Origin of the sequence: Comamonas thiooxydans (assembly GCF_002157685.2) — a bacterium.
Lineage (GTDB): Bacteria > Pseudomonadota > Gammaproteobacteria > Burkholderiales > Burkholderiaceae_C > Comamonas > Comamonas testosteroni_H.
Genome location: NZ_AP026738.1, coordinates 206,459 through 227,480, shown reverse-complemented (window position 1 = coordinate 227,480; position 21,022 = coordinate 206,459). Strand labels below are relative to the sequence as shown.

Below are 21,022 nucleotides of genomic sequence, written 5' to 3'. Positions count from 1 at the left end.
CGTGCGTCTCCCGGTTGTCACATCTCGATCCTGATCATTGCGCAGTGCGGGCCAGGCGGCTTGAAGCCACCAGCAGCGCCCCCAGGCCCAGCGCCGCGCAGCCCAGCACGAACAGCTGGCGATAGCTGCCGCTGCTGGCGTAGACGAATGCCATCAGATAGCCGGAGCTGGCCTGCAACAGCGCAAACGCCGCCGTGGCATAGCCCCACATTTTCTTGTGCTGGCCGGGGCCGATCAGCTGCATCAGATAGCCCGAGGTGATGGCCGCCATGCCTGGCGACAGCGCCCCCACCAGAAAGCCCGACAGCGCATGACCGCCGAAACCGGCCCAGGCCAGCGGCAGGCCGATGGCCACGGCCTTGACAGCATAGGCGCCCGTGGTCGTACCCCACCAGCCCCAGCGCGTGGCACAGTAGGCCGCACACAGCGGCCCGACCATCGCTCCAAGCCCGAAGAATGCCCATTGCGTCGATGCATAGGCGCCGCCCAGTTGCAGCTCGCGATCCAGGTAGTCCACCCAGAACACGGTGTGCGGCACAAAGCCGAAGGCGTCGCAGGCATAGGCGACCAGCACCAGAACCACCGCCAGGCTCCACGGGGTTGCGCCGGAGGTTGCGGCCGTCGCCGTGGGCTGGACCGCCACCGGCGCATGCAGCTGGATCCGGCGCGCAGCATGCCAGCCGCTGTAAAGCGCCAGCGCAGACAGCGCCGTCAGCGCCCACCAGACGGCGCTCAGGCTGCTGCGCGCAAACATGGGCACCAGGGTGGCGGCCAGCAAGGCACCCACGCCAATGCCGCAGAACATCAGCGGACCCAGCGTGGCACGGCGCTGCGGCGCGGCTGCAGCCATGGCCACCGACGGGCCCAGCACCATCAACGCGGCCCCGGCAATGCCCGAGATCAGCCGCCAGACAAAGAACAGGGCCATGGGCTGGGGCAGGCTGCAGCCCGCAAAGCTGAGCATCACGGCCACCCAGCAGATCACCAGCACGCGCAGCGCACCCATGCGCTCGGCCAGCGGCGCTGCGATCAGGGCGCCGATCAGATAGCCCAGCAGATTGGCTGCGCCCAGATAAGCCACCTGCTCGCCGCTGAACCAGCCCGCATGCACCATCTGCGGCATCAGCGCGGTATAGGCGAAACGAGCCAGGCCGACGCCGCTCAGGGTGGCCATGAAGCCGGTCAACAGCAGGGGAAGTTCTTTGCGTTCGATCACAGCTCGGGTTCCGGAGGGAAATTGGCATCAAGCCTAAACGCTGCGACTCGATCATGTCCAATGATTCAAAATGATGACTTGCATCTCAATTCAAGATATTGGAGCCGTCTATGCAACTCAAATCCCTGCGCATGTTCGAAGCCGTCTGCGAAAGCGGCAGCTTTGGCGCCGCTGCCCAGCGGCTGCACACCGTGCAATCCAATGTCACGGCCCATATCAAAAAGCTCGAGGACGAAGCAGGCGTTCAGCTGCTGATGCGGGCCAACCCGGTCTTTCCCACTCCGGCCGGGCGTACGCTGCTGGAGTCTGCGCGGCAGATGCTGCAGTCGCATGACCAGGTGCTGGCCATGCTGCAAACCCCGCAATTTGCAGCCGGCCAGGTCAAAGGCGCCTTGCGCATAGGCTCGATGGAAACCACGGCCGCACTGCGTCTGCCGCCACTGCTGGCCGAGTTGCGCAGGCAGCATCCGGGTATCGACCTGGAGCTGGACGCCCAGCCCAGCGCCGCATTGCTGATGGAGCTGGCTGCCGGTCGCATCGACTGTGCCTTCATCAACGGTGCAGCCCCACAAAACGAGCTGCAATCCTGGCCGGTATTTCGTGAAGAGCTGGTGCTGGTCAGCGGACAGCCGCTGACGCGTTTCCCCACCGCCGCAGAGTTCAGCAGCTCCGTGTTTCTGGCCTTTCGCCAGGGCTGCAGTTACCGCCAGCGGATCGAGCTGCTGATGGCCTCTATGGGTGTGACGGCGGTACGCATCATGGAGCTGGGCATGCTGGACACCATCCTCGGCTGCGTGGCGGCCGGTATGGGCTATGCGCTGCTGTCGCGCTCGCTGGTCGAAGCCCAGCAGCAGCGCTTTGGTGTGCACTGGATGACTCTGCCAGGCAAGAGCGGACAGGAGCTGGCCTTTGTCGACACCTGTTTTGTGACTGCTGCCGTACAAGGCTGGTCGCCGGCACTGCATGCATTTGCGCAGGTACTGGGTGTCCATCCACATGCCACACAGGCACAGCCCGTGGCGCTGGCTCTTGCCGCCTGAGGGCGGCAGGACATCACGGCTGCATCAGCGCGCGGCGGTATTGCAATGCCTCGGCCAGATGGGCTTGCGTGATGGCATCCGAGTCCGCCAGATCGGCAATGGTTCGCGCCACCTTCAAGGCCCGGTGCGTGCCGCGCGCCGACCAGCCAAGGCGCGCTGCAGCCTTGTGCGCGAAGGTCAGCGCCTCGGGCTCCAGCTGCAGATGCGTGTCGAGCTGCACCCCCTGCAACTGATGATTGGGCAGGCCCTGGCGTTGCAAGGCCTTGTCTCTGGCGGCACTCACACGTTGCTGCACGGCAGCGCTGCTCTCCCCTTCGGGCGCTGCCAGCAGCTCCTCGGGCGACAGTGCCGCCACCTCAACATGCAGATCGATACGGTCCAGCAAGGGTCCGCTGATACGAGCCTGATAACGTGCCACCTGATCAGGCGAGCAGCGGCAGGCCCTCACGCGCGAGCCCCAGTAGCCGCAGGGACAGGGGTTCATGGCTGCCACCAGCTGGAAACGGGCCGGAAACTCCGCCCTCTGCACGGCCCGCACGATGGTGATGCGCCCGGTCTCCAGCGGCTCGCGCAGGGCCTCCAGGGCGCTGCGCGCGAACTCGGGCAACTCGTCGAGAAACAGCGCCCCGCAATGGGCATAGGAGATTTCGCCAGGCCGGGGCGGAGAGCCGCCGCCGACCAGCGCGATGGAGCTGGCCGTGTGATGGGGAGCGGCAAACGGCCGCTGACGCCACAACTGCGGCGTGAAACGACCGCTGAGGCTGGCAATGGCTGCGGCTTCGAGCGCTTCCTCATCGGTCATGCCAGGCAGCAAGCCCGCAAAGCGCTGGGCCAGCATGGATTTCCCCGAACCCGGAGGGCCGATCATCAGCACGCCATGTGCGCCGGCAGCTGCAATTTCAAGAGCACGCTTGGCCTGCATCTGACCGCGCACCTCGCGCAGATCCAGCGACTGCAAAGAGGCTTCAGCAGGTCTGGAGTGCACCCGCTGCCAGCCCTCCACGCCATCGCCCTGCTCCGACAGGGTGGCGTCATGGGCGATGAACTGCCTGACCACATCCAGCAGATGCGCAGCGCCGAAGACTTCGATAGCCGGCACAAAGGCGGCCTCCTGCGCACTGTCCGGCGGCAGCACCAGCCGCACGCGCTGTTGCTGACGCTGCAGGGCCAGTGCCGTCGCCAGGGCCCCGCGTACCGGGCGCAGGGCACCTGTCAGGGACAGCTCTCCTGCAAACTCATAATCGGCGAGCCGCTGTGCATCGATCTGCCCGCTGGCCGCCAGAATACCCAGCGCTATCGGCAGGTCAAAGCGACCTGAGTCCTTGGGCAGATCCGCCGGAGCCAGGTTGACAGTGATGCGCTGGTTGTTCGGGAACTCCAGCCCCGCATTGACGATGGCCGCGCGCACGCGCTCTCGCGCCTCCTTGACCTCCACATCCGCCAGGCCCACCAGGGTGAACGAAGGCAGGCCGTTGGCCAGATGAACCTCCACCGTGACGGCCGGTGCCTGCAGGCCCAGCAAGGCACGACTTTGAACCAGAGCCAGACCCATCACGCCCCTCCCCTTCAAGCCGGACTGTAGGGCCTAGCGTATGCGCCAGCGGCTCAAACAGGCAATAGGGATGTGCACAGGCCGTCAGCTGGCGGCGTCGTCACGGGCCGGCTGTTTGCCCGCGGCCCGGCCACGACGGCGCTCGGCCTTGGGAAAGCTGCCCTGCTCCTGCATGAGCGCCGCCCTGGTGCGCACACGCTCGAAGACCTGCGACAACACCTCAAGCTCGGCATCGCTGACGTCGCCGAGCAGCTCCTGATTGATCGCCTGTATCTGCGGAAACAGCTGGGCGTGCAGCGCCAGCCCGGCGGCCGTCAGCTGCACCATGGCCTGGCGCCCGTCGCCGGCCATACCCTGCTTGTGCAGCAGCCCCTTGGCAATCAACGCGGAGATGGTGCGCGAGGTGCGCGTGCGATCGAGCTGTGCCAGCTCTGCGAGCCCGGACGGCTGCATGGCGCCCTTGGTGGCCAGCAGTCCTATCATGCGCCACTCGCGCCGGGTGATGCCGAAGCCGCCCTCGCACAGGCGCACCACCATGGTTCCGGCCGAGCTCATCAGACGGGCCAGATGGTAGAGGAACAGATCGTCCAGCTCGGACGGTTGCCGCCAGGGGTGGCACTGCGCCTTGGTCATGGGTCTTTGTGGGTTTTCTCTAGGAATGATGGATTAGATCCATTATCGAGTCACTGCTTACAGTGGCTCCAAAGAAAACGACAGGAGACACCATGCCTTGCACCCGTATCGCCCGCAGCGCTCTGGCCGGGCTGGCGACCGCCGCGCTGCTCACGGCAGCTCATGCGGCCGACAGCTGGCCCGCCAAGCCCATACGCATCATCGTTCCCACACCGCCCGCAGGCCCTTCCGACATCGCCGTGCGTCCGCTGGCGGCGGCCGTGCAAAAGGCGCTAGGCCAGGCCGTGATCGTGGAAAACCGGGCCGGGGCCAACGGCAATATCGGGGCGGCCGAGGTCGCCCGAGCTCCAGCCGACGGCTACACCTGGCTGTGGGCCATGGACCCGGTGCTCACCGTCAACAAGCATATCTACAAGAACATCGGTTACTCCAGCGACGCCATCGTGGTGCTCAACGCCGCCGCCAGGTTCTCCCAGACCCTGATCTGCAACCCCGGCCTCGGCTTCAAGTCCGTCAAGGACATGCTGGAAGCCGCCAAGGCGCGCGAGCTGACCTATGCCACCGGCGGCGCGGGCTCGCCCGGCCATCTGGTCATGGAGTCCCTGCTGTCGGGCACCGGCGTGAAGATGGTGCATGTGCCCTACAAGGGGCCGGCACCGGCCATGCAGGATCTGATGGGCGGTCAGGTGGACTGCGGCTTCCTGGCCGCCCCCACGGTGCTGCCCCAGATCCAGAGCGGCCGGGTCACCGCACTGGCCACCACGGGGCGCACGCGCTCGCCCCTGCTGCCGACATTGCCCACGATTGCCGAGTCGGGCTACCCCGACTTCGACGGCACCTACTGGCTGCTGCTGGCGGCTCCCAAGGGCGTTCCTGCCGAGATCCAGAAGCGCTTTCTCGCAGCCATGGATGCCGCCATACGCTCGCCGCAGCAGCAGGAACGGGTGAAGGCCGTGGATATCGAGATGGTGGGCAGCAGTCCCGAGCAGGCCCAGGCCAGGGTGCGCGAGATCTCCGACAAATGGGAAGCGCTGGCTCGCAAGATCAATCTGAAACCCGATTGAGTCCGCAGGCCCGGACGCCGGCCATCCGAGCGGTTCAGGCCGGTGCCGGCACGCACCTACACTGCCCGCTTTTCAATCAGAAATGGCGTGAGCCCTCGGCTCGGGTCACAGACCAGGAGAGACATGACGATGCAAAGAAGAATCTTCGGCAAGCTCGCGGCGGGGCTAGGCCTGAGCGCAGGATTGCTGGGCAGCGGCGCGCTGCAGGCCCAGGAGGCCCATGCCCTGTTTCCCAACAAGACACCGCTGCGTATGGTGGTCGGCTATCCGCCCGGTGGCGCCACCGACCGCGTGGCGCGCATCGTGGCCGACCGGCTGCAGGCCCGGCTGGGCAGCCCGGTGATCGTGGAAAACAAACCCGGCGCGGGCGGCCGCCTGTCGGCCCAGTACGTGAAGAACGCACCCGCCTCCCAGCCCGCCGTGCTGCTGGCCAATCCTGCCGTGATGGTGGTGGCGCCGCTGGTGTTCCCGGACTCCGGCTACGAGCCGGAAAAGGACTTCCGCCCCATCAGCGAGGTCAACCGCTACGAGTTCGGTCTGGCCGTGGCCAGCGCCGTGCCCGTGAAGGAGCTGCCGCACCTGCTGGCCTGGCTCAAGGCCAATCCGCAGCAGGCCAATTTCGGCGTGCCGGCCACGGGCAGCCTGCCGCACTTTTTCGCGCTGATGCTGGGCGAGGCCGCCAAGGTGCCGGTCGAGGTCGTGGGCTACAAGGGCTCGGGCCCGCTGCTCACCGATCTGATGGGCGGGCAGATCCCCATCGCCGTGGACACTTTCGACACGCAGATTGCCCAGCACGAAGCAGGCAAGCTGCGCGTGCTGGCCACCTCGGGCGAGCGCCGCAGCACCATGGCGCCCGGCATTCCCACGCTCAAGGAGCTGGGCGTGAACCTGATCGGCACGGGCTGGAACACCTTGTTCGCCCCGCAGAGCATGGCGCCGGCCACGGTGCAGCGCCTGTCGCAGCTGGTGCAGGAGGTGATGAAGGAAGCCGACACGCAGCACAAGTTCGCCGCCTCCAACCTGGTGCCCGTGGTCAGCAGCGCGCAGGACACGGAAAAAATGCTCAAGGCCTACCGCGCGCAATGGGCTCCCGTGGTGCAGCGCTCGGGCTTCAAGCCCTGATATTTGAGGAGCATTTATCGCTTGCCATCAGACATTTTCAGCATCAAATCTATTCAAAATCTTTTCATAACAAGCGATAGAAGCTCCTGTTTTTGAATGTTCCCCGTTCTCCCATGACCGACTCCCGCCCCAATCTGATCTTCATCCTGGCCGATGACCTCGGCTATGCCGACCTGGGCTGCACCGGTGCGCGCGATGCGCACAACAACGCCACCGACGTCTCGCCGCGCCTGGACGCCATGGCGGCCCAGGGCCTGCGCTTCACGCGCGGTTACTCCAACTCCTCGGTGTGCTCGCCCACGCGCTTTGCGCTGGCCACGGGCCGCTGGCAGTATCGCCTGCGCGGTGCAGCCGAAGAGCCCATCGCCAGCGTGCATGGCGACAAGGTGCTGGGCCTGCCGCCCGATCACCCCACGGTGGCCTCGCTGCTGCGCGATGCAGGCTACGCCACGGCCCTGGTCGGCAAATGGCATCTGGGCTACCCCCCGCATTTCGGCCCGCGCCTGTCGGGCTACGAGGAGTTCTACGGCTTTCATGCCGGCGGCGCCGACTACTTCGCCCACTGCGACCCGCGCGGGCGTCCCGACTTCTGGCACAACGAGGAGCCGCACACCGAAGACGGCTACCTGACCGATCTGCTGAGCCGCCGCGCCGTGGACTTCGTCAAGCGCCAGACGGCCGAGCAGCCCTTCTACCTCTCGCTGCACTACAGCGCGCCGCACTGGCCCTGGCTGACGCGCGAGGACCGCGCCGAGTCCGAACGCCTGCAAGGCATGGGCAAGCATATCGACGGCGGCTCCATAGACACCTATCAGCGCATGATCCATCACATGGACGAAGGCATAGGCTGGCTGCTGGATGCGCTGGAGGAAAAAGGCATGAGCGAGAACACGCTCATCGTCTTCACCAGCGACAACGGCGGCGAGCGCTTCTCCAATACCTGGCCTTTCGTGGGCCAGAAGATGGACCTGCTCGAAGGCGGCATCCGCGTGCCTTTGCTGGCACGCTGGCCGGCGCGCATGACGGCCGGTGCCGTCTGCGACACGCCCAGCCTGACCATGGACTGGTCGGCCACCTTCCTGGCTGCAGCGGGCGTAGTCGCGCATGCCGACTATCCGCTGGACGGCATCAGCCTGCTGCCCCTGATGCAGGATCAAAGCTGGATGCCCGGGCGCGACCTGGCCTGGCGCATGAAGCACCGCGAGCAAAAGGCCTTGATACGCGGCGACTGGAAATATCTGCAGATCGAGGGCATCGAGTACCTGTTCCACATCGGCAACGACCCACGCGAGCGCGCCAATCTGCGTGACCGTGAGCCCCGGAAGCTGGCCGAGCTGCGCAGTGCCTGGGAGCTGTGGAATCAGGACTTGCCGCCGATTCCGCAGGAAGCCAAGGTTTCGCTGGTATTCACCAAGGCAGACCTGCCCCAGGCCAGCTTCTGAATTGCAGCCGACCCCAAGCCCATCGCCCAGTCGATGGGCTTTTTCTTTGCCGGCGCCCAAGCAGGGAGCACGTACTCACTCCCTCAGTCCCCTGATTGGTGCAAAAAGCCCGGAAAAAGCAGAGCCATGGCGGTGCATGCCAAAAACGCACCGCATTGGTGCAATACATGCGGACCATGGTCGGGGTGGCGAAAGTTGCGCACAGTGATTGTGAAAATTCGTAGCTTTTTGTACCGGGCGCCTCTGGCCCGGCCCCTGCTTTCAGGGCATGGGAAACAGGCGGGGCCATCGCGCTAAAAGAGACTGGCACGGTCTGTGCTTTGACAGTTCATCCGAGATTTTTGCCACGAAATTTTCAAACCGGAGGAACCCTGAATGCCTAGTCCCGCTGCAAGCCGTTTCAAGACTTTCGCCAAGACTGCCGCCCTGGCCTGCGCCGTTGTCGCCCCCATGTGGGCCCATGCCCAGCTCTCCGCCAACGTTGCCCTGACCACCAACTACAAGTTCCGCGGTCAGGACCAGGACGCCAGCCGCACCAGGGCCGTCAAGCCCGCGCTGCAAGGTGGTTTTGACTACACGTTCGGCGACAGTGGCTTCTACGTCGGCAACTGGAACTCCTCCGTGGACTGGCTGCCCGGCAACTCGCTGGAAACCGACTTCTACGGCGGCTACAAGTTCAAGGCCGCCGATGTGGACTGGGACGTGGGCATGCTGACCTATGTGTACTCGGGCAATGCCAACGGCAACACCACCGAGATCTACGGCTCCGGTACCTACGGCCCGTTCACGGCCAAGTACTCGCACACGGTGTCCAAGGACTACTTCGGCTGGGCCGGCGCCAAGGCGGGATCGGGCCTCAAGGGTCGCAATACCGGTTATCTGCAGTTCTCCTACAGCCAGGAAGTGATGCCCAAGGTGACACTGAAAGCATCAGTTGGTTACACCCATTTCTCCAGCGACATCAAGGACCTGGGCGTTCCCAACTATGTGGACTACAGCGTGGGTGGTGCCTATGACCTGGGCGACGGCTTCTCTGCTGCTGCAGCGGTGACCGGCGCCAACAAGAAGGCCTACTTCGGCGATGTGAACAAGGCGCGTCTGATCCTGACGCTCTCCAAGACTTTCTAATTTTTCAGGAGCACGTCATGAAAATGGTGATTGCCATCATCAAACCCTTCAAGCTCGACGAAGTGCGTGAAGCTCTTTCCCAAATCGGTGTTCAAGGCATCACCGTGACCGAAGTCAAGGGCTTTGGCCGTCAGAAGGGTCACACCGAGCTGTACCGCGGTGCCGAGTACGTGGTGGACTTTCTGCCCAAGCTGAAGATCGAGGCCGCGATTGCCGACGACCTGGTCGATGCCGCCATCGACGCCATCGAGGGCGCAGCCCGTACCGGCAAGATCGGCGACGGCAAGATTTTTGTGCAGGCGCTGGAGCAGTCGATCCGTATCCGTACAGGAGAAACCGGCGACGCAGCCCTGTAAAGGCCCAGTCTCTCTGGAACCGTTTTGAGAAAGATTGCCATGATCAAGAAACTATTGAGCGCAGGCCTGGGACTGGGCCTGCTGGCTGCCGGCGTCACCGGCTTTGCCCAGGAAGCTGCAACGGCTGCCGCCGCAGCAGCGCCTGTGGCCGAAGCAGCGGCCGAGGCCGTTCCCACCCTGAGCGCCGGTGACACCGCCTGGATGCTGACCTCGACCATGCTGGTGATCCTGATGGTCATCCCCGGGCTGGCACTGTTCTACGGCGGCCTGGTGCGCAGCAAGAACATGCTGTCCGTGCTGGCCCAGGTCTTCGTGATCTTTTCGCTGATCACCGTGCTGTGGGCCATCTACGGCTACTCGCTGGCCTTTGGCGGCGAGGGCAAGTTCTTCGCGGGATTCGACAAGCTGTTCCTCATGGGCATCACGCCTGACACGCTGTCGTCCATGCTCAAGACCATCCCCGAATATGTGTTCGTGGCCTTCCAGTCCACCTTCGCCGCCATCACCGTGGCGCTGATCGTGGGAGCGTTCGCCGAGCGCATCAAGTTCGCGGCCGTGATCGTGTTCTCCGTGCTGTGGTTCACCTTCAGCTACATCCCCATGGCCCACATGGTGTGGGGTGGCGGTCTGCTGGGTGCCGATGGCGCGCTGGACTTCGCGGGCGGCACCGTGGTGCACATCAACGCCGCCGTGGCCGGTCTGGTGGGTGCCTACATGCTGGGCAAGCGCATCGGCTTCGGCAAGGAAGCCCTGCCTCCTCACAGCCTGACGCTGACCATGGTGGGCGCTTCGCTGCTGTGGGTGGGCTGGTTCGGCTTCAACGCCGGCTCTGCCGGTGCCGCCAACGGCGCTGCCGGCCTGGCCTTCATCAACACCATCCTCGCGACCGGCGCTGCTGCCATCTCCTGGATCGTGGCCGAAGCGCTGCTGCGTGGCAAGGCCTCCATGCTGGGCGCTGCCTCGGGTGCCGTGGCCGGTCTGGTGACCATCACGCCCGCCGCCGGTTTCGTCGGCCCCATGGGCTCCATCGTCATGGGCATCATCGCAGGCCCCCTGTGCTTCTGGGGCGTCTCCGGTCTCAAGCGCCTGCTCAAGGTTGACGACGTCTGCGACGTGTTCGGCGTCCACGGCGTCGGCGGTATCCTGGGTGCCATCCTGACCGGCGTGTTCTGCGCCAAGGGCCTGGGCGGTATCGAGCCCGAGGGCTACAACATGGCGCATCAGCTGTGGGTGCAGGTCGAGAGCGTGCTGGTGACCATCGTCTGGTCCGGCGTGGTCTCCTTCGTGGCCTACAAGATTGCCGATCTGACCGTGGGTCTGCGTGTCTCGGAAGAGTCCGAACGCCAGGGTCTGGACATCACTTCCCATGGTGAGGTGGCCTACACCCGCTAAGCGGCAGGCTCTTCGCAAGTTCAGTTTCATTACGTTGCCCCGCAGTGCAAGCTGCGGGGCTTTTTTATTCACGCCTGCTTTTCAAAAAAATCAAAGACCAGGCCTTCCTGCCCAGGGGGCGCCCCGGCTACCATGCAGGCCATGGATTCAGCCACCAGCCAAATCAATCAGCTCGGCGAGCGCATTCGCGCCGCTGCCAGTGACAAGACCCCGCTGCGCATCTGCGGCGGTGGCAGCAAGGACTTCTACGGCCTGCGTCTGCAGGGCGAGCCGCTGTCCACGCGCGCGCTCAGCGGTATCGCCAGCTACGAGCCCAGCGAGCTGGTGGTGACCGTTCGCGCCGGCACGCCGCTGGCCGAGCTGGAGGCGACGCTGGCCAGCCAGGGCCAGTGCCTGGCTTTCGAGCCGCCGCACTTCGGCGCCGCCAGCACCGTGGGCGGCATGGTCGCCGCAGGCCTGTCCGGCCCGTCGCGTGCCAGCGTGGGCGCAGTGCGCGATTTCGTGCTGGGCCTGGAGATGATCAACGGCCAGGGCGAGCTGCTGCGCTACGGCGGCCAGGTCATGAAGAATGTGGCCGGCTATGACGTCTCGCGCCTGATGGCGGGCAGTTGGGGCACGCTGGGCCTGATCACCGAGGTCAGCCTCAAGGTCCTGCCCGTGGCTCCGGCCGAAGCCACGCTGCGCTTTGAGGGCTGCAGCCAGGAGCAGGCGCTGGACTGGCTCAATCACTGGGGCGGCCAGCCTCTGCCGCTCAATGCCAGCAACTGGCTGGAAGAAGACGGCAAGGGCACGCTGTATCTGCGACTGCGCGGCGCCCGCGCCGCCGTTCAGGCAGCCACGCTGCGCCTAGGCGGCGAGCGGCTGGACAACGATGCCGTTGCCGCCGACTGGAGCGCCAGCCGCGATCTGAGCCTGCCCTGGTTCCAGCAGCGCGCTGCCGATCATTGTCTGTGGCGTCTGTCCGTTCCCGCGACCACGGCGCCGCTGCCATTGCCGCAAGGTGCAGCAGGCCCGTTCATCGACTGGCATGGCGCCCAGCGCTGGGTGCAGGCCCCGCGTTCGGCCGCCGCAGCCTTGCAGCAACTCGCGCAGGCAGCCGGCGGGTCCGCTTCTCTTTTCAGAGCTGAAGGCGCCAATCAGACAAGCGCCAACAGCGATCTTGATGTTCATGCACAGGCCAGCCCGGCAGGCCGCACATCGGCACAGCTGCATGCCCGGCTCAAGCAGGCATTCGACCCCGCCGGCATTCTCAATGTGGGCCGTCTCTCGGCGCATTGGTAAGAACAAGGACAGCACCCCATGCAAACCAATCTCGCGCCCGAATACCGTGCCACGCCAGAAGGCCAGGAAGCCGAAGCCATCTTGCGCAAATGCGTGCATTGCGGTTTTTGCACCGCCACCTGCCCCACCTACCAGACGCTGGGCGATGAGCTGGACGGCCCGCGCGGCCGCATCTATCTGATCAAGCAGGTGCTGGAAGGACAAACACCCACGCGGGCCACGCAACTGCACCTGGACCGCTGCCTGACCTGCCGCAACTGCGAATCCACCTGCCCCAGCGGCGTGCAGTACGGCCATCTGGTCGATATCGGCCGCAAGATCGTCGATGAACAAGTCGAACGCCCCACGGGCGAGAGGCTGCAGCGCTGGCTGCTCAAGGAGGGCATGAATTCCCCGCTGTTCGCCCCCGCGCTGAAGCTGGGCCGCGCCGTGAAAGGCCTGCTGCCGGAGTCCCTGGGCGAAAAAATTCCGGCTGCCCAGGATGCCGGGGCCTGGCCCGTGCGCGAGCATGCGCGCAAGGTGCTGCTGCTGGCAGGCTGCGTGCAACCAGCCATGATGCCCCGCATCAACTACGCCACAGCCCGCGTGCTGGATGCCGTGGGCGTGCAGACCGTGATTGCCGACAAGGCCGGTTGCTGCGGCGCGGTGAAGTTCCACCTCAACGATCAGGACGGCGGCAAGGCCCAGATGCGCGCCAATATTGACGCCTGGTGGCCGCTTGTCGAGCGCGGCGAGGTCGAGGCGATCGTGATGAACGCCTCGGGATGTGGCGTCACCGTCAAGGAATACGGTCATCTGCTGCGGCTGGAGCCGCAATACGCCGACAAGGCCGCGCGCATCAGCGCCCTGACGCGCGACCTCAGCGAACTGCTGCCCGACATGCTGCCCGAGCTGGTGGACAAGCTCAGGAACCGCATCACGGCGCCACGGGCTCCCGTGGCCTATCACCCGCCCTGCACGCTGCAGCATGGGCAGAAACTGCGCGGCGGCGTGGAAGCGGGCCTGCGCGAGCTAGGGTTCGATCTGCGCGTAGCGCGCACCGAATCCCATCTGTGCTGCGGCTCTGCAGGTACCTACTCGGTGCTGCAGCCCGAAATCTCGCACCAGTTGCGTGACCGCAAGATCGCCGCGCTGGACGAGCCGTTCGCCCCCGAAAAACCCGCAGCGATTCTCTCGGCCAATATGGGCTGCATCGTCCATCTGCAAAACGGCACCGAGGTCCCGGTCATGCACTGGGTGGAGCTGCTGGATCAGGCGCTGGCCACCGGCTGACACCCCCGCATGCCACTGCAGTTTGCAATGCTGGCATGATTGGGGGTTTTGTTTTCCCAGGCCCACGGGCTTTGCCATGACTGAAATCGTGTCTGAATCACAAGAGCAGAAAGCCTCGCAAGCGGCATCGCAGCACAGCGTGCAGGACTCGCAGCCCGGCTCACGCTCGCGCCGTGGCGGCCGTGGCCGCCAGAACCCCGCTCCTGCAGCCAAAGCCGCCCCGCAGGCCGCACGCCCGCAACACCCCTTGCTGGAGCAGCTGGCGCAGTGGCACCCGGCCCTGTTCGGCGAGCAATTGCTGCCCTTCAAGCGCGGCATTTTTGAAGACCTGCTGGCCGCCCACCCGGAGCTGGACAAGGACGCGCTCAAGAGCGCTCTGCAGCAGCACACCCGCTCCGGTCGCTATCTGGCCGCCATGGCCAGCGGCCAGCAGCGCCATGACCTGAGCGGCCAGCCCGTGGAAGCCACACTGCCCGAGCATGTGCACCACGCGCTGATCGAAGTCTTCCGCCGCCGCCAGCAGCGCACGCAGGAAGACCTGACGCCCAAGCTGCGCAACCGCATCGTCGTCGGCTACGAAGCCTCCGGTCTCACGCGCGAGGAATATGCCGAGCGCGTGCAGGGCCGTGACGAAAAGACCAATGCCCTGGTGGCCGATGCGCTGGCCGAGGCCGATGCCCGCACCGCCAAGGACGAGGCGCTGCTGCGCTCCTTCCAGCTCAGCGGCCAGACTTCGGAGCAGGAGTTCGCCGAGATGTACGGCATGAATCCTCGCCAGGTCGCCCAGCAGCTGGAACGCGCGCGTCGCCGCCAGCAGAATATTCAATAAAAATAGCCACCAATGCCCATCATACGGGCGTTGGCAGCTATTGATTTTGAACAGATCAGGCCTCGCCGTAGCCCATGACGGCCTTGGTTTCCAGGAAATCGCGGAAACCGTGCTCGCCCCATTCACGGCCATTGCCTGACTGCTTGTAGCCGCCGAACGGCGCATTGAAGTCAGGCCCCGCACCGTTGAGGTGGACCATGCCTGTGCGCAGGCGCGCGGCCACGCGGCGCGCACGCTCCAGGCTGCCCGATTGCACATAGCCCGAGAGGCCGTACACCGTGTCGTTGGCCATGCGGATGGCGTCTTCCTCGTCATCGTAGGGAATCATCACCAGCACGGGACCGAAGATTTCCTCGCGCGCGATGGTCATGTCATTGCTCACGTCGGCAAACACCGTGGGTTTGACAAAGTAGCCCCGGGCCAGCCCCTCGGGGCGGCCTGTACCGCCTGCCACCAGGGTCGCGCCCTCTTCAATGCCCTTGCGGATCAGGGCCTGGATCTTGCCCCATTGCGCCTCGCTGACCACAGGGCCCATGTGCATGCCCTCGGCCAGCGCATCGGCCACGGTCGCTGCTGCGGCGACGCTATGGGCGATCTCCACGGCCTGCCCATGCAGGGCGCGCGGCACGAACATGCGCGTGGGCGCATTGCAGCTCTGGCCCGAGTTCATCAGCACCGCCTGCACGCCCTGGGTCACGGCCTTTTGCAGGTTGGCGTCATCCAGCACGATGTTGGCGGACTTGCCGCCCAGTTCCTGGGCCACACGCTTGACGCTGTCGGCCGCGGCCTTGGCCACGGCAATGCCCGCGCGCGTGGAGCCGGTGAAGGTCATCATGTCTATGCCGGGGTGGGAGGACATGGCCTCGCCCACGCCCGGGCCGTCGCCGTTGACGAGGTTGAAGACGCCGGGCGGCACGCCCGCCTCGTGCAGTACCTCGGCCACGAGCAGGGCATTGAGCGGAGCAACCTCCGAGGGCTTGAGCACCATGGTGCAGCCAGCGGCCAGGGCCGGGGCGACCTTGCACATGATCTGGTTGATGGGCCAGTTCCAGGGCGTGATCATGCCGACCACGCCCACGGGCTCATGCACGACGGCCGTGCTGCCCTGCACATGTTCGAAGGCGAAGTTCTTGAGGACTTCGATGGTGGAGCCCAGATGGGCCACGCCCATCGCCGCCTGTGCCGCCTTGGACAGCCACAGCGGCGCCCCCATCTCCTGCGAGATGGTCTGCACAAAGTCGCCGTAGCGGCGCTGGTAGACCTCCAGCACCTTGGCCAGCAGGGCCAGGCGCTCTTCGCGGCTGGTGCGCGAGTAGCTCTCGAAGGCGCGACGCGCGGCGGCCACGGCCTTGTCCACGTCGGCGGCCGAGCCCATGCTGATGCGGGCGATGGCTTGCTCGTTGGAGGGATTGATGACCTCCAAGCTGCGCGGGCTGACCGGATTCACCCATTGGCCGTCGATATAGAACTGCAGATGATCTTGCATGAGGCTATTTCCTTGGTATCGAGTCAAAAGAAGAGGTTTGCGATCTGGGGCCGCCGGTGCGTGGCTCGGACGCACCGGCGGCCCGGCGTGGCGAAGTGCAGGCTTCAGGGCTTGGGCCGGATGGCGTCCGCCGTGCCCTGGATGAAGGCCTTGATGGACTCCACGTCATCGCCCGACAGCTTGCCCGTGAAATCCGGCATGCCGCGCGCCATGGCCGGGCCCTTGAAGACGAAGCTGGGCAGGTTCTCGATATAGCTTGCATCCATATAGCCCAGATTGGGAATGTTGCCGCCGCGGTCCACGCCCGGCACGCCGTGGCAGAAAACGCAGTTGGCCACGTACAGCATGGTGCCGGCCTCGACCTTGGCAGAGTCGTACTTCACGCCCTGCAGCAGCTGGCCCGCGCGCTGGGCCACGAATTCCGGCATCTTGGCCTTGCCGCCCACGACGAAGGTATAGACCGTGCCCGGCCCCTGGCGCTCGGTGGCGCGCGCAGCCAGGCCGTAGACACCGCCCCAGCCCACAGCCACCGAGACATACTGCTTGCCGTCCACCATATAGGTGCTGGGCGCGGCCACCACGCCAGTGCCCGTGGGCGTTTCCCACAGCTTTTCGCCGCTGGTCGCGTTATAGGCCACGAGGCGGCCGTCCGCCGTGCCCTGGAACACCACATTGCCCGCTGTGGTCAGCGTACCGCCGTTCCAGGGCGAGACATGCTCCACGCTCCAGGCGGCCTTTTGCGCAACGGGGTCCCAGGCTAGCAGGCGGCCAAAGGGCTTGCTCTTGGGCGGCTCGGCATTGAAGAACTTGGCCGTGTTCCAGCCGGTGCCCGACTGGGGCTTGCCCGGTCCGGCCTGGTTGAACTCCCACTTCTTGTCGTCCATCAGATTGACGGGCACGTTCTGCGCAGGCAGATACACCAGACCCGTCTGGGGGTTGAAAGACATGGGGTGCCAGTTGTGCGCGCCATAAGGGCCGGGAACCGCGTCATGGGGCTTGCTGCCGTCGCGTGCCGCGGCAATGTTCATGGGCTTGCCGTTCTTGTCGTAGCCGCTGGCCCAGTTCACGGGCACGAAGTTCTTGGCCGAAATGAACTTGCCGTTGGTGCGATCGAGCACGAAGAAGAAACCGTTCTTGGGCGCATGCAATATGACCTTGCGCGGCTTGCCGGCGATCTTGATGTCGGCCAGGATCATGGGCTGGGTGGAGGTGTAGTCCCAGTTGTCACCCGGTGTTTCCTGGTAGTGCCACTTGTATTTGCCGGTGTCGGGGTCCAGGGCCACGATGGAGGCCAGATACAGGTTGTCGCCGCCCTTGGGGCTGCGCACCTTGTGCGACCAGGGCGAGCCGTTGCCCGTGCCCACATACATGGTGTTGAGCTCTGCATCGAAGGTCATGCTGTCCCACATGGTGCCGCCGCCACCGGCTTCCCACCATTTTCCGCTGGGGTCCCAGGTCTTGGCGGCGCGCTTCATGGACTCGTCCTCGAAGGGTTTGGACGGATCGCCGGGCACGCTGAACCAGCGCCATTTCTGCTCGCCGGTCTCGGCGTCATAGGCCGTGATGTAGCCGCGCACGCCATATTCGGCGCCGCCGTTGCCGATGATGACCTTGCCCTTGAACACGCGCGGCGCGCCAGTAATGGTCAGCGAGCCCTTTTGCCCCTCGAAGGTATTCTTGTGCCAGACCTCCTTGCCGGTGGCCGCGTCCAGCGCGATCAGGCGGCCGTCCCACGCACCCACATAGACCTTGCCCTTCCACAGCGCCACGCCGCGGTTGACGACGTCGCAGCACCCCTTGAAGCCGGTGCTGCGGTCGATCTGCGGGTCATAGGTCCAGATCCTCTGGCCGGTACGGGTGTCGATGGCGTGCACGACGCTCCACGAGGCGCTGACGTACATGATGCCGTCCACGACGACAGGCGTGGCCTCCACGCCACGCGTGGATTCAAGGTTGTACGACCATGCCAGGCCCAGGTCCTTGACGTTGGCGGCATTGATCTGATCGAGGCGGCTGTAGCGGGTCTCGGCATAGTCCACGCCGGTGGTGGGCCAGTCAGGCGTCTTGGCTGCATTGGCGCGGATGAAAGCGCCATCGACGCGCTGCACGGCGGCCGCAGCCTGCGCTGCAGGATCGGCTTGCGCGAAAGCCGCTGCGCTGCCCAGGCAGGCGGCCAGCATCCAGGCCATGCGACCGGGCCGTCCATGAGAGTTGTCGATCAGCCGTTCCATCGAGGTCTCCTGTTGTGATTTCTATGCCGCAAAGCATGGTGTATCGCCTGTTTTTCTTCATGATCGGGATTTCCCCAGGCTCGAACTGTTCCATTGCGGAACACATTGACCGCTCCTGCGGACAGCCTGGACATGACATGAACGTTGATGAGCCACGCGCGATGGACGCGCTACAGCAGTGCTTCTCGAGCACCGGGGCAGAGCGGGCCTTGCAGGCTCGCCGCCAGTTCTTCGAGGCCGGCATACGCCCCTCGGGCCTGGTCAGCGAGGCGGTCATCCAGTCCTGGCTGCGCAGCCAGCGCCAGCACTGCAATGGACGGCGGCTGGCTCTGGCTCCGGTCAGCCCCAGCCGGCTGCATGCCACGCAGGAGCGCTGCCGCGGACTGCTGCAGGCATTGCAGCACGAGCTGCCGACCCTGGAGCAGGCGTTAGCGGGCACCGGCACGCGCGTGATGCTGACCGACGACAAGGGCATCGTGCTCCATGTCTCCCCCGCATCCATGCGGCCCCGTGACGAGCGGGTCGGCCTGAATATGTCCGAGCAGGCCATGGGCACGAACGCACCGGGCATCGTTGCCGCCACCGGCCAGGCCTGCACCGTCACCAACGGCGAGCATTATTTCGACGAACTGCACGCCTTCCGCTGCGCAGCAGCCCCCATACGCGATGTGCACGGTCGCCTGGCCGGGGTGCTCAATCTGATGGTGGAGGAGCAGCATTTCAGCTTCGACGCCAGCCCCGTGGTCGGCATGTACGCCACGACCATCGAAAACACCTTGCTGCAGGCGCAGTCGCACGAGCATCTGGTACTGCGCTTTCAGGTAACGCCAGCACTGCTGCACACCCCGCTACAGGCGCTGATGGGGGTGGCTGCCGATGGCAGCGTTGCCTGGATGAACGGCACCGCCGCCCAGCTCATCGGCCAGCCCGTACATGCAGCGTGCAGCGCGCAGGAGCTGCTGGGCCATGATCTGTCGCACTTGCTGCAACTGAGCAGCCAGCCCGGCCCCGCGCCGCTGCGCCTGGCCAGCGGCCTGGGCGTCTGGATGCAGGCGCACCTGCAAGCCTCGCACGGCCTTGGCTCGCACCTAGACATCAGCAGCGCGGAAGACCAGGCCAGCCCTGCAGCCCCCGAAGCAGCGCCCGTCGTCGAGGCACAACCCCTGGCGACGTTGCGCGAGCACAGCGTGCAGCTGATCAGGGAGACGCTGGACCTGCATGGCGGCAATGTCTCCCAGGCCGCGCGTGCCCTGGGCATCTCGCGCGGCACGCTGTACCGCCGCCTGCGCGGCGGTCGGGACGAGGGTTTCTGAGCCCATTCCCGACCCATGGCGCAAGACTCTTTTGCGTTCGCCCAGGGTTCCGCCCCGCCCCGCACGGCCCCACAATCCTCGCCGCGCTGCACCGGCCTGCAGCCAAGGAGTGTGTATGTGGTTGGGTTTGTCGCTGTTTTATGTGGGTGCGGTGTTGTTTCTCAACGGCCTGTGGATGCTGGGCAAGATTGCCGACAAGGAAATCTGGGTCATCAATATCTTCACCGGTGTGGTGTCTCTATGTATTGGCCTGGCCAGCATCTTCGGCCCGGCGGCCGACGCGGCATCGGTCAAGAGCGGCGCATTGACCCTGCTGTTCGCCTTCACCTATCTCTGGGTGGCTTTCAATCGCTTCAGCGGTGCCGACGGCCGCGGTCTGGGCTGGTTCAGCCTGTTCGTGGCGATCACCGCCATTCCCGTGGCCCTGGATACGCTGACCAGCGCCAGCTCGGGGCTGGACTGGTGGATGGGCGTCAACTGGGCCGCCTGGGCCGTGCTCTGGGCCTTGTTCTTTGCACTGCTGGCCCTGAGGAAAAGCATTGAGCGCCCCACGGGCTGGCTGTGCATTGCCCAAGGCGTACTCACGGGCTGGGTACCCGGATACCTGATCCTGGCGGGAAAATTGGGATGACCCCCTGAGGCGCTGTGCGCCTCCCTCCTGGAAGGGGGCGATGCCCTTGCTGCGGCGCGGCTGGTTCGGACTCTCTGGACTTGATTGGCGCCTGTTCAGGCCTGCCTTCTTCGGCCCAGAGACGCCAGCAATGCCGCGCCCATGATGAGGGCGCCGCCGGCCAGCGTGCGCGCCGAAAGCGCCTCATGGGCGATCAGCACCGAGGAGACGCTGGCAAACACCACTTCGCTGAGCATGACCACCGAGGTCACGCCCGAAGGCAGATGGGCGGCACCGAATTGCAGGGCCCAGTTGCCCAGCATGAGCAGCACGGCCAGGCCCAGTGCCACCAGGGCCCAGTTGCTGTCGAAGGCCGGAAAGCCTGGCACCACGCCCAGGCTGCTGGCGGTCAAGGCAGTCAGCAGGCCCATGCTCATGCAGCCGGCAAACATGGCCAGCATGCGGGCCTGGGCCGGAATGCCTTGAAAGCGGCGCAGCAACACATTGGTCAGCGCAAACATGAAGCCGCCGAACACGGCCAGCGCATCTGCCACGGTGAGACCGGCAAACAGCCCGGAGAGGGAGGCATCGGCGGGCAGCAACACCAGCACCACACCGCCAAAGGCCAGCAACAGGCGCAGCAGCGCCATGGGAGTGGGCTTTTCGCCCAGCAGCTTCCAGGCCAGCAGCACCGCCCAGGCCGGCATGAGATAGAACAGCAGGATGACGCGCACCACGTCGCCCACGGTCACGGCCCAGTTGAAGGCAACGTTGTTCAGGCCCGAGCTGGCAGCCAGCAGCAGGAGCACCGGGTATTGCCAGGCCTGCCTGAGGCTGGCGGGACGCAGCGCCAGCAGACCGGCCAGCACCAGTGCATACATCGCTGCCGTGGCCCACAGCGGATGCAGCCCGGCCTCATGCATGAGACGAAACGGCCACCATGACAAACCCCAGATCAGGGCATTGAGCAACAGCGCAAATACAGGCAGTGGACTATGCATAAAAAAGGCTTCTAACGTTTGCTCTGCAAGCGTTAGAAGCTATTGATCGTGTAG

General features: G+C 65.3%; 18 protein-coding genes. 12 read left to right on the top strand and 6 right to left on the bottom strand.

The features are described 5' to 3' along the window. Window positions 1–34: 34 nt before the first annotated feature. The gene (locus CTR2_RS00980) at window positions 35–1,216 is read right to left on the bottom strand and encodes a YbfB/YjiJ family MFS transporter (protein ID WP_087085441.1); all 1,182 of its coding nucleotides are present in this window, start codon (window positions 1,214–1,216) and stop codon (window positions 35–37) included. Between the two features lie 110 nt (window positions 1,217–1,326). On the opposite strand from CTR2_RS00980, the gene CTR2_RS00975 reads away from it, so the two are divergent. Continuing rightward, the gene (locus tag CTR2_RS00975) at window positions 1,327–2,256 is read left to right on the top strand and encodes a LysR substrate-binding domain-containing protein (protein WP_087085442.1); all 930 of its coding nucleotides are present in this window, start codon (window positions 1,327–1,329) and stop codon (window positions 2,254–2,256) included. 13 nt (window positions 2,257–2,269) lie between these two features. On the opposite strand, the gene CTR2_RS00970 is transcribed toward CTR2_RS00975, so the two are convergent. Then, window positions 2,270–3,808 (bottom strand): YifB family Mg chelatase-like AAA ATPase, encoded by a 1,539-nt coding sequence (locus CTR2_RS00970; protein ID WP_087085443.1) that lies wholly within the window; start codon window positions 3,806–3,808, stop codon window positions 2,270–2,272. 84 nt (window positions 3,809–3,892) lie between these two features. Continuing rightward, window positions 3,893–4,441, bottom strand: a complete 549-nt coding sequence (locus tag CTR2_RS00965; protein ID WP_087085444.1) for a MarR family winged helix-turn-helix transcriptional regulator — start codon at window positions 4,439–4,441, stop codon at window positions 3,893–3,895. Between the two features lie 92 nt (window positions 4,442–4,533). On the opposite strand from CTR2_RS00965, the gene CTR2_RS00960 reads away from it, so the two are divergent. From CTR2_RS00960 to CTR2_RS00920, 9 genes are all read left to right on the top strand, one after another. Beyond that, a complete protein-coding gene (locus CTR2_RS00960; protein WP_087085445.1) occupies window positions 4,534–5,505 on the top strand; it encodes a tripartite tricarboxylate transporter substrate binding protein in 972 nt (323 codons plus the stop codon). Window positions 5,506–5,634: 129 nt separating this feature from the next. Continuing rightward, window positions 5,635–6,627, top strand: a complete 993-nt coding sequence (locus CTR2_RS00955; protein WP_087085769.1) for a Bug family tripartite tricarboxylate transporter substrate binding protein — start codon at window positions 5,635–5,637, stop codon at window positions 6,625–6,627. 113 nt (window positions 6,628–6,740) lie between these two features. Then, the gene (locus CTR2_RS00950) at window positions 6,741–8,069 is read left to right on the top strand and encodes a sulfatase family protein (protein ID WP_087085446.1); all 1,329 of its coding nucleotides are present in this window, start codon (window positions 6,741–6,743) and stop codon (window positions 8,067–8,069) included. A gap of 375 nt (window positions 8,070–8,444) precedes the next feature. Continuing rightward, the gene (locus CTR2_RS00945) at window positions 8,445–9,197 is read left to right on the top strand and encodes a TorF family putative porin (RefSeq protein ID WP_052057548.1); all 753 of its coding nucleotides are present in this window, start codon (window positions 8,445–8,447) and stop codon (window positions 9,195–9,197) included. 17 nt (window positions 9,198–9,214) lie between these two features. Further along, on the top strand, window positions 9,215–9,553 hold the full coding sequence (glnK, locus tag CTR2_RS00940) for a P-II family nitrogen regulator (protein ID WP_003059648.1): 339 nt from the start codon (window positions 9,215–9,217) through the stop codon (window positions 9,551–9,553). Window positions 9,554–9,592: 39 nt separating this feature from the next. Further along, window positions 9,593–10,945 carry an ammonium transporter gene (locus tag CTR2_RS00935; RefSeq protein ID WP_087085447.1) on the top strand — a complete coding sequence of 451 codons (1,353 nt, stop codon included), beginning with the start codon at window positions 9,593–9,595 and terminating at the stop codon, window positions 10,943–10,945. A gap of 132 nt (window positions 10,946–11,077) precedes the next feature. Continuing rightward, window positions 11,078–12,226, top strand: coding sequence for a glycolate oxidase subunit GlcE (gene glcE / locus CTR2_RS00930; RefSeq protein ID WP_087085448.1), 1,149 nt, complete (start codon window positions 11,078–11,080; stop codon window positions 12,224–12,226). An 18-nt stretch (window positions 12,227–12,244) separates the two neighbouring features. Further along, window positions 12,245–13,498, top strand: coding sequence for a glycolate oxidase subunit GlcF (gene glcF / locus CTR2_RS00925; RefSeq protein ID WP_087085449.1), 1,254 nt, complete (start codon window positions 12,245–12,247; stop codon window positions 13,496–13,498). A 76-nt stretch (window positions 13,499–13,574) separates the two neighbouring features. Continuing rightward, window positions 13,575–14,327, top strand: coding sequence for a ProQ/FinO family protein (locus tag CTR2_RS00920; RefSeq protein ID WP_087085450.1), 753 nt, complete (start codon window positions 13,575–13,577; stop codon window positions 14,325–14,327). Between the two features lie 55 nt (window positions 14,328–14,382). On the opposite strand, the gene CTR2_RS00915 is transcribed toward CTR2_RS00920, so the two are convergent. Further along, window positions 14,383–15,813 carry an aldehyde dehydrogenase family protein gene (locus CTR2_RS00915; protein WP_087085451.1) on the bottom strand — a complete coding sequence of 477 codons (1,431 nt, stop codon included), beginning with the start codon at window positions 15,811–15,813 and terminating at the stop codon, window positions 14,383–14,385. 104 nt (window positions 15,814–15,917) lie between these two features. Beyond that, window positions 15,918–18,044 (bottom strand): PQQ-dependent dehydrogenase, methanol/ethanol family, encoded by a 2,127-nt coding sequence (locus tag CTR2_RS00910; protein ID WP_087085452.1) that lies wholly within the window; start codon window positions 18,042–18,044, stop codon window positions 15,918–15,920. 161 nt (window positions 18,045–18,205) lie between these two features. On the opposite strand from CTR2_RS00910, the gene CTR2_RS00905 reads away from it, so the two are divergent. Both CTR2_RS00905 and CTR2_RS00900 read left to right on the top strand, forming a co-directional pair. After that, entirely contained in the window at window positions 18,206–19,357 is a 1,152-nt protein-coding gene (locus tag CTR2_RS00905; RefSeq protein ID WP_087085453.1) for a helix-turn-helix domain-containing protein, read from the top strand. A gap of 115 nt (window positions 19,358–19,472) precedes the next feature. Then, window positions 19,473–19,988 carry an AmiS/UreI family transporter gene (locus CTR2_RS00900; RefSeq protein ID WP_087085454.1) on the top strand — a complete coding sequence of 172 codons (516 nt, stop codon included), beginning with the start codon at window positions 19,473–19,475 and terminating at the stop codon, window positions 19,986–19,988. 95 nt (window positions 19,989–20,083) lie between these two features. Here the strand turns inward: CTR2_RS00900 and CTR2_RS00895 are convergent, their stop codons facing one another. Beyond that, window positions 20,084–20,968, bottom strand: coding sequence for a DMT family transporter (locus CTR2_RS00895; RefSeq protein WP_087085455.1), 885 nt, complete (start codon window positions 20,966–20,968; stop codon window positions 20,084–20,086). Window positions 20,969–21,022: the final 54 nt, after the last annotated feature.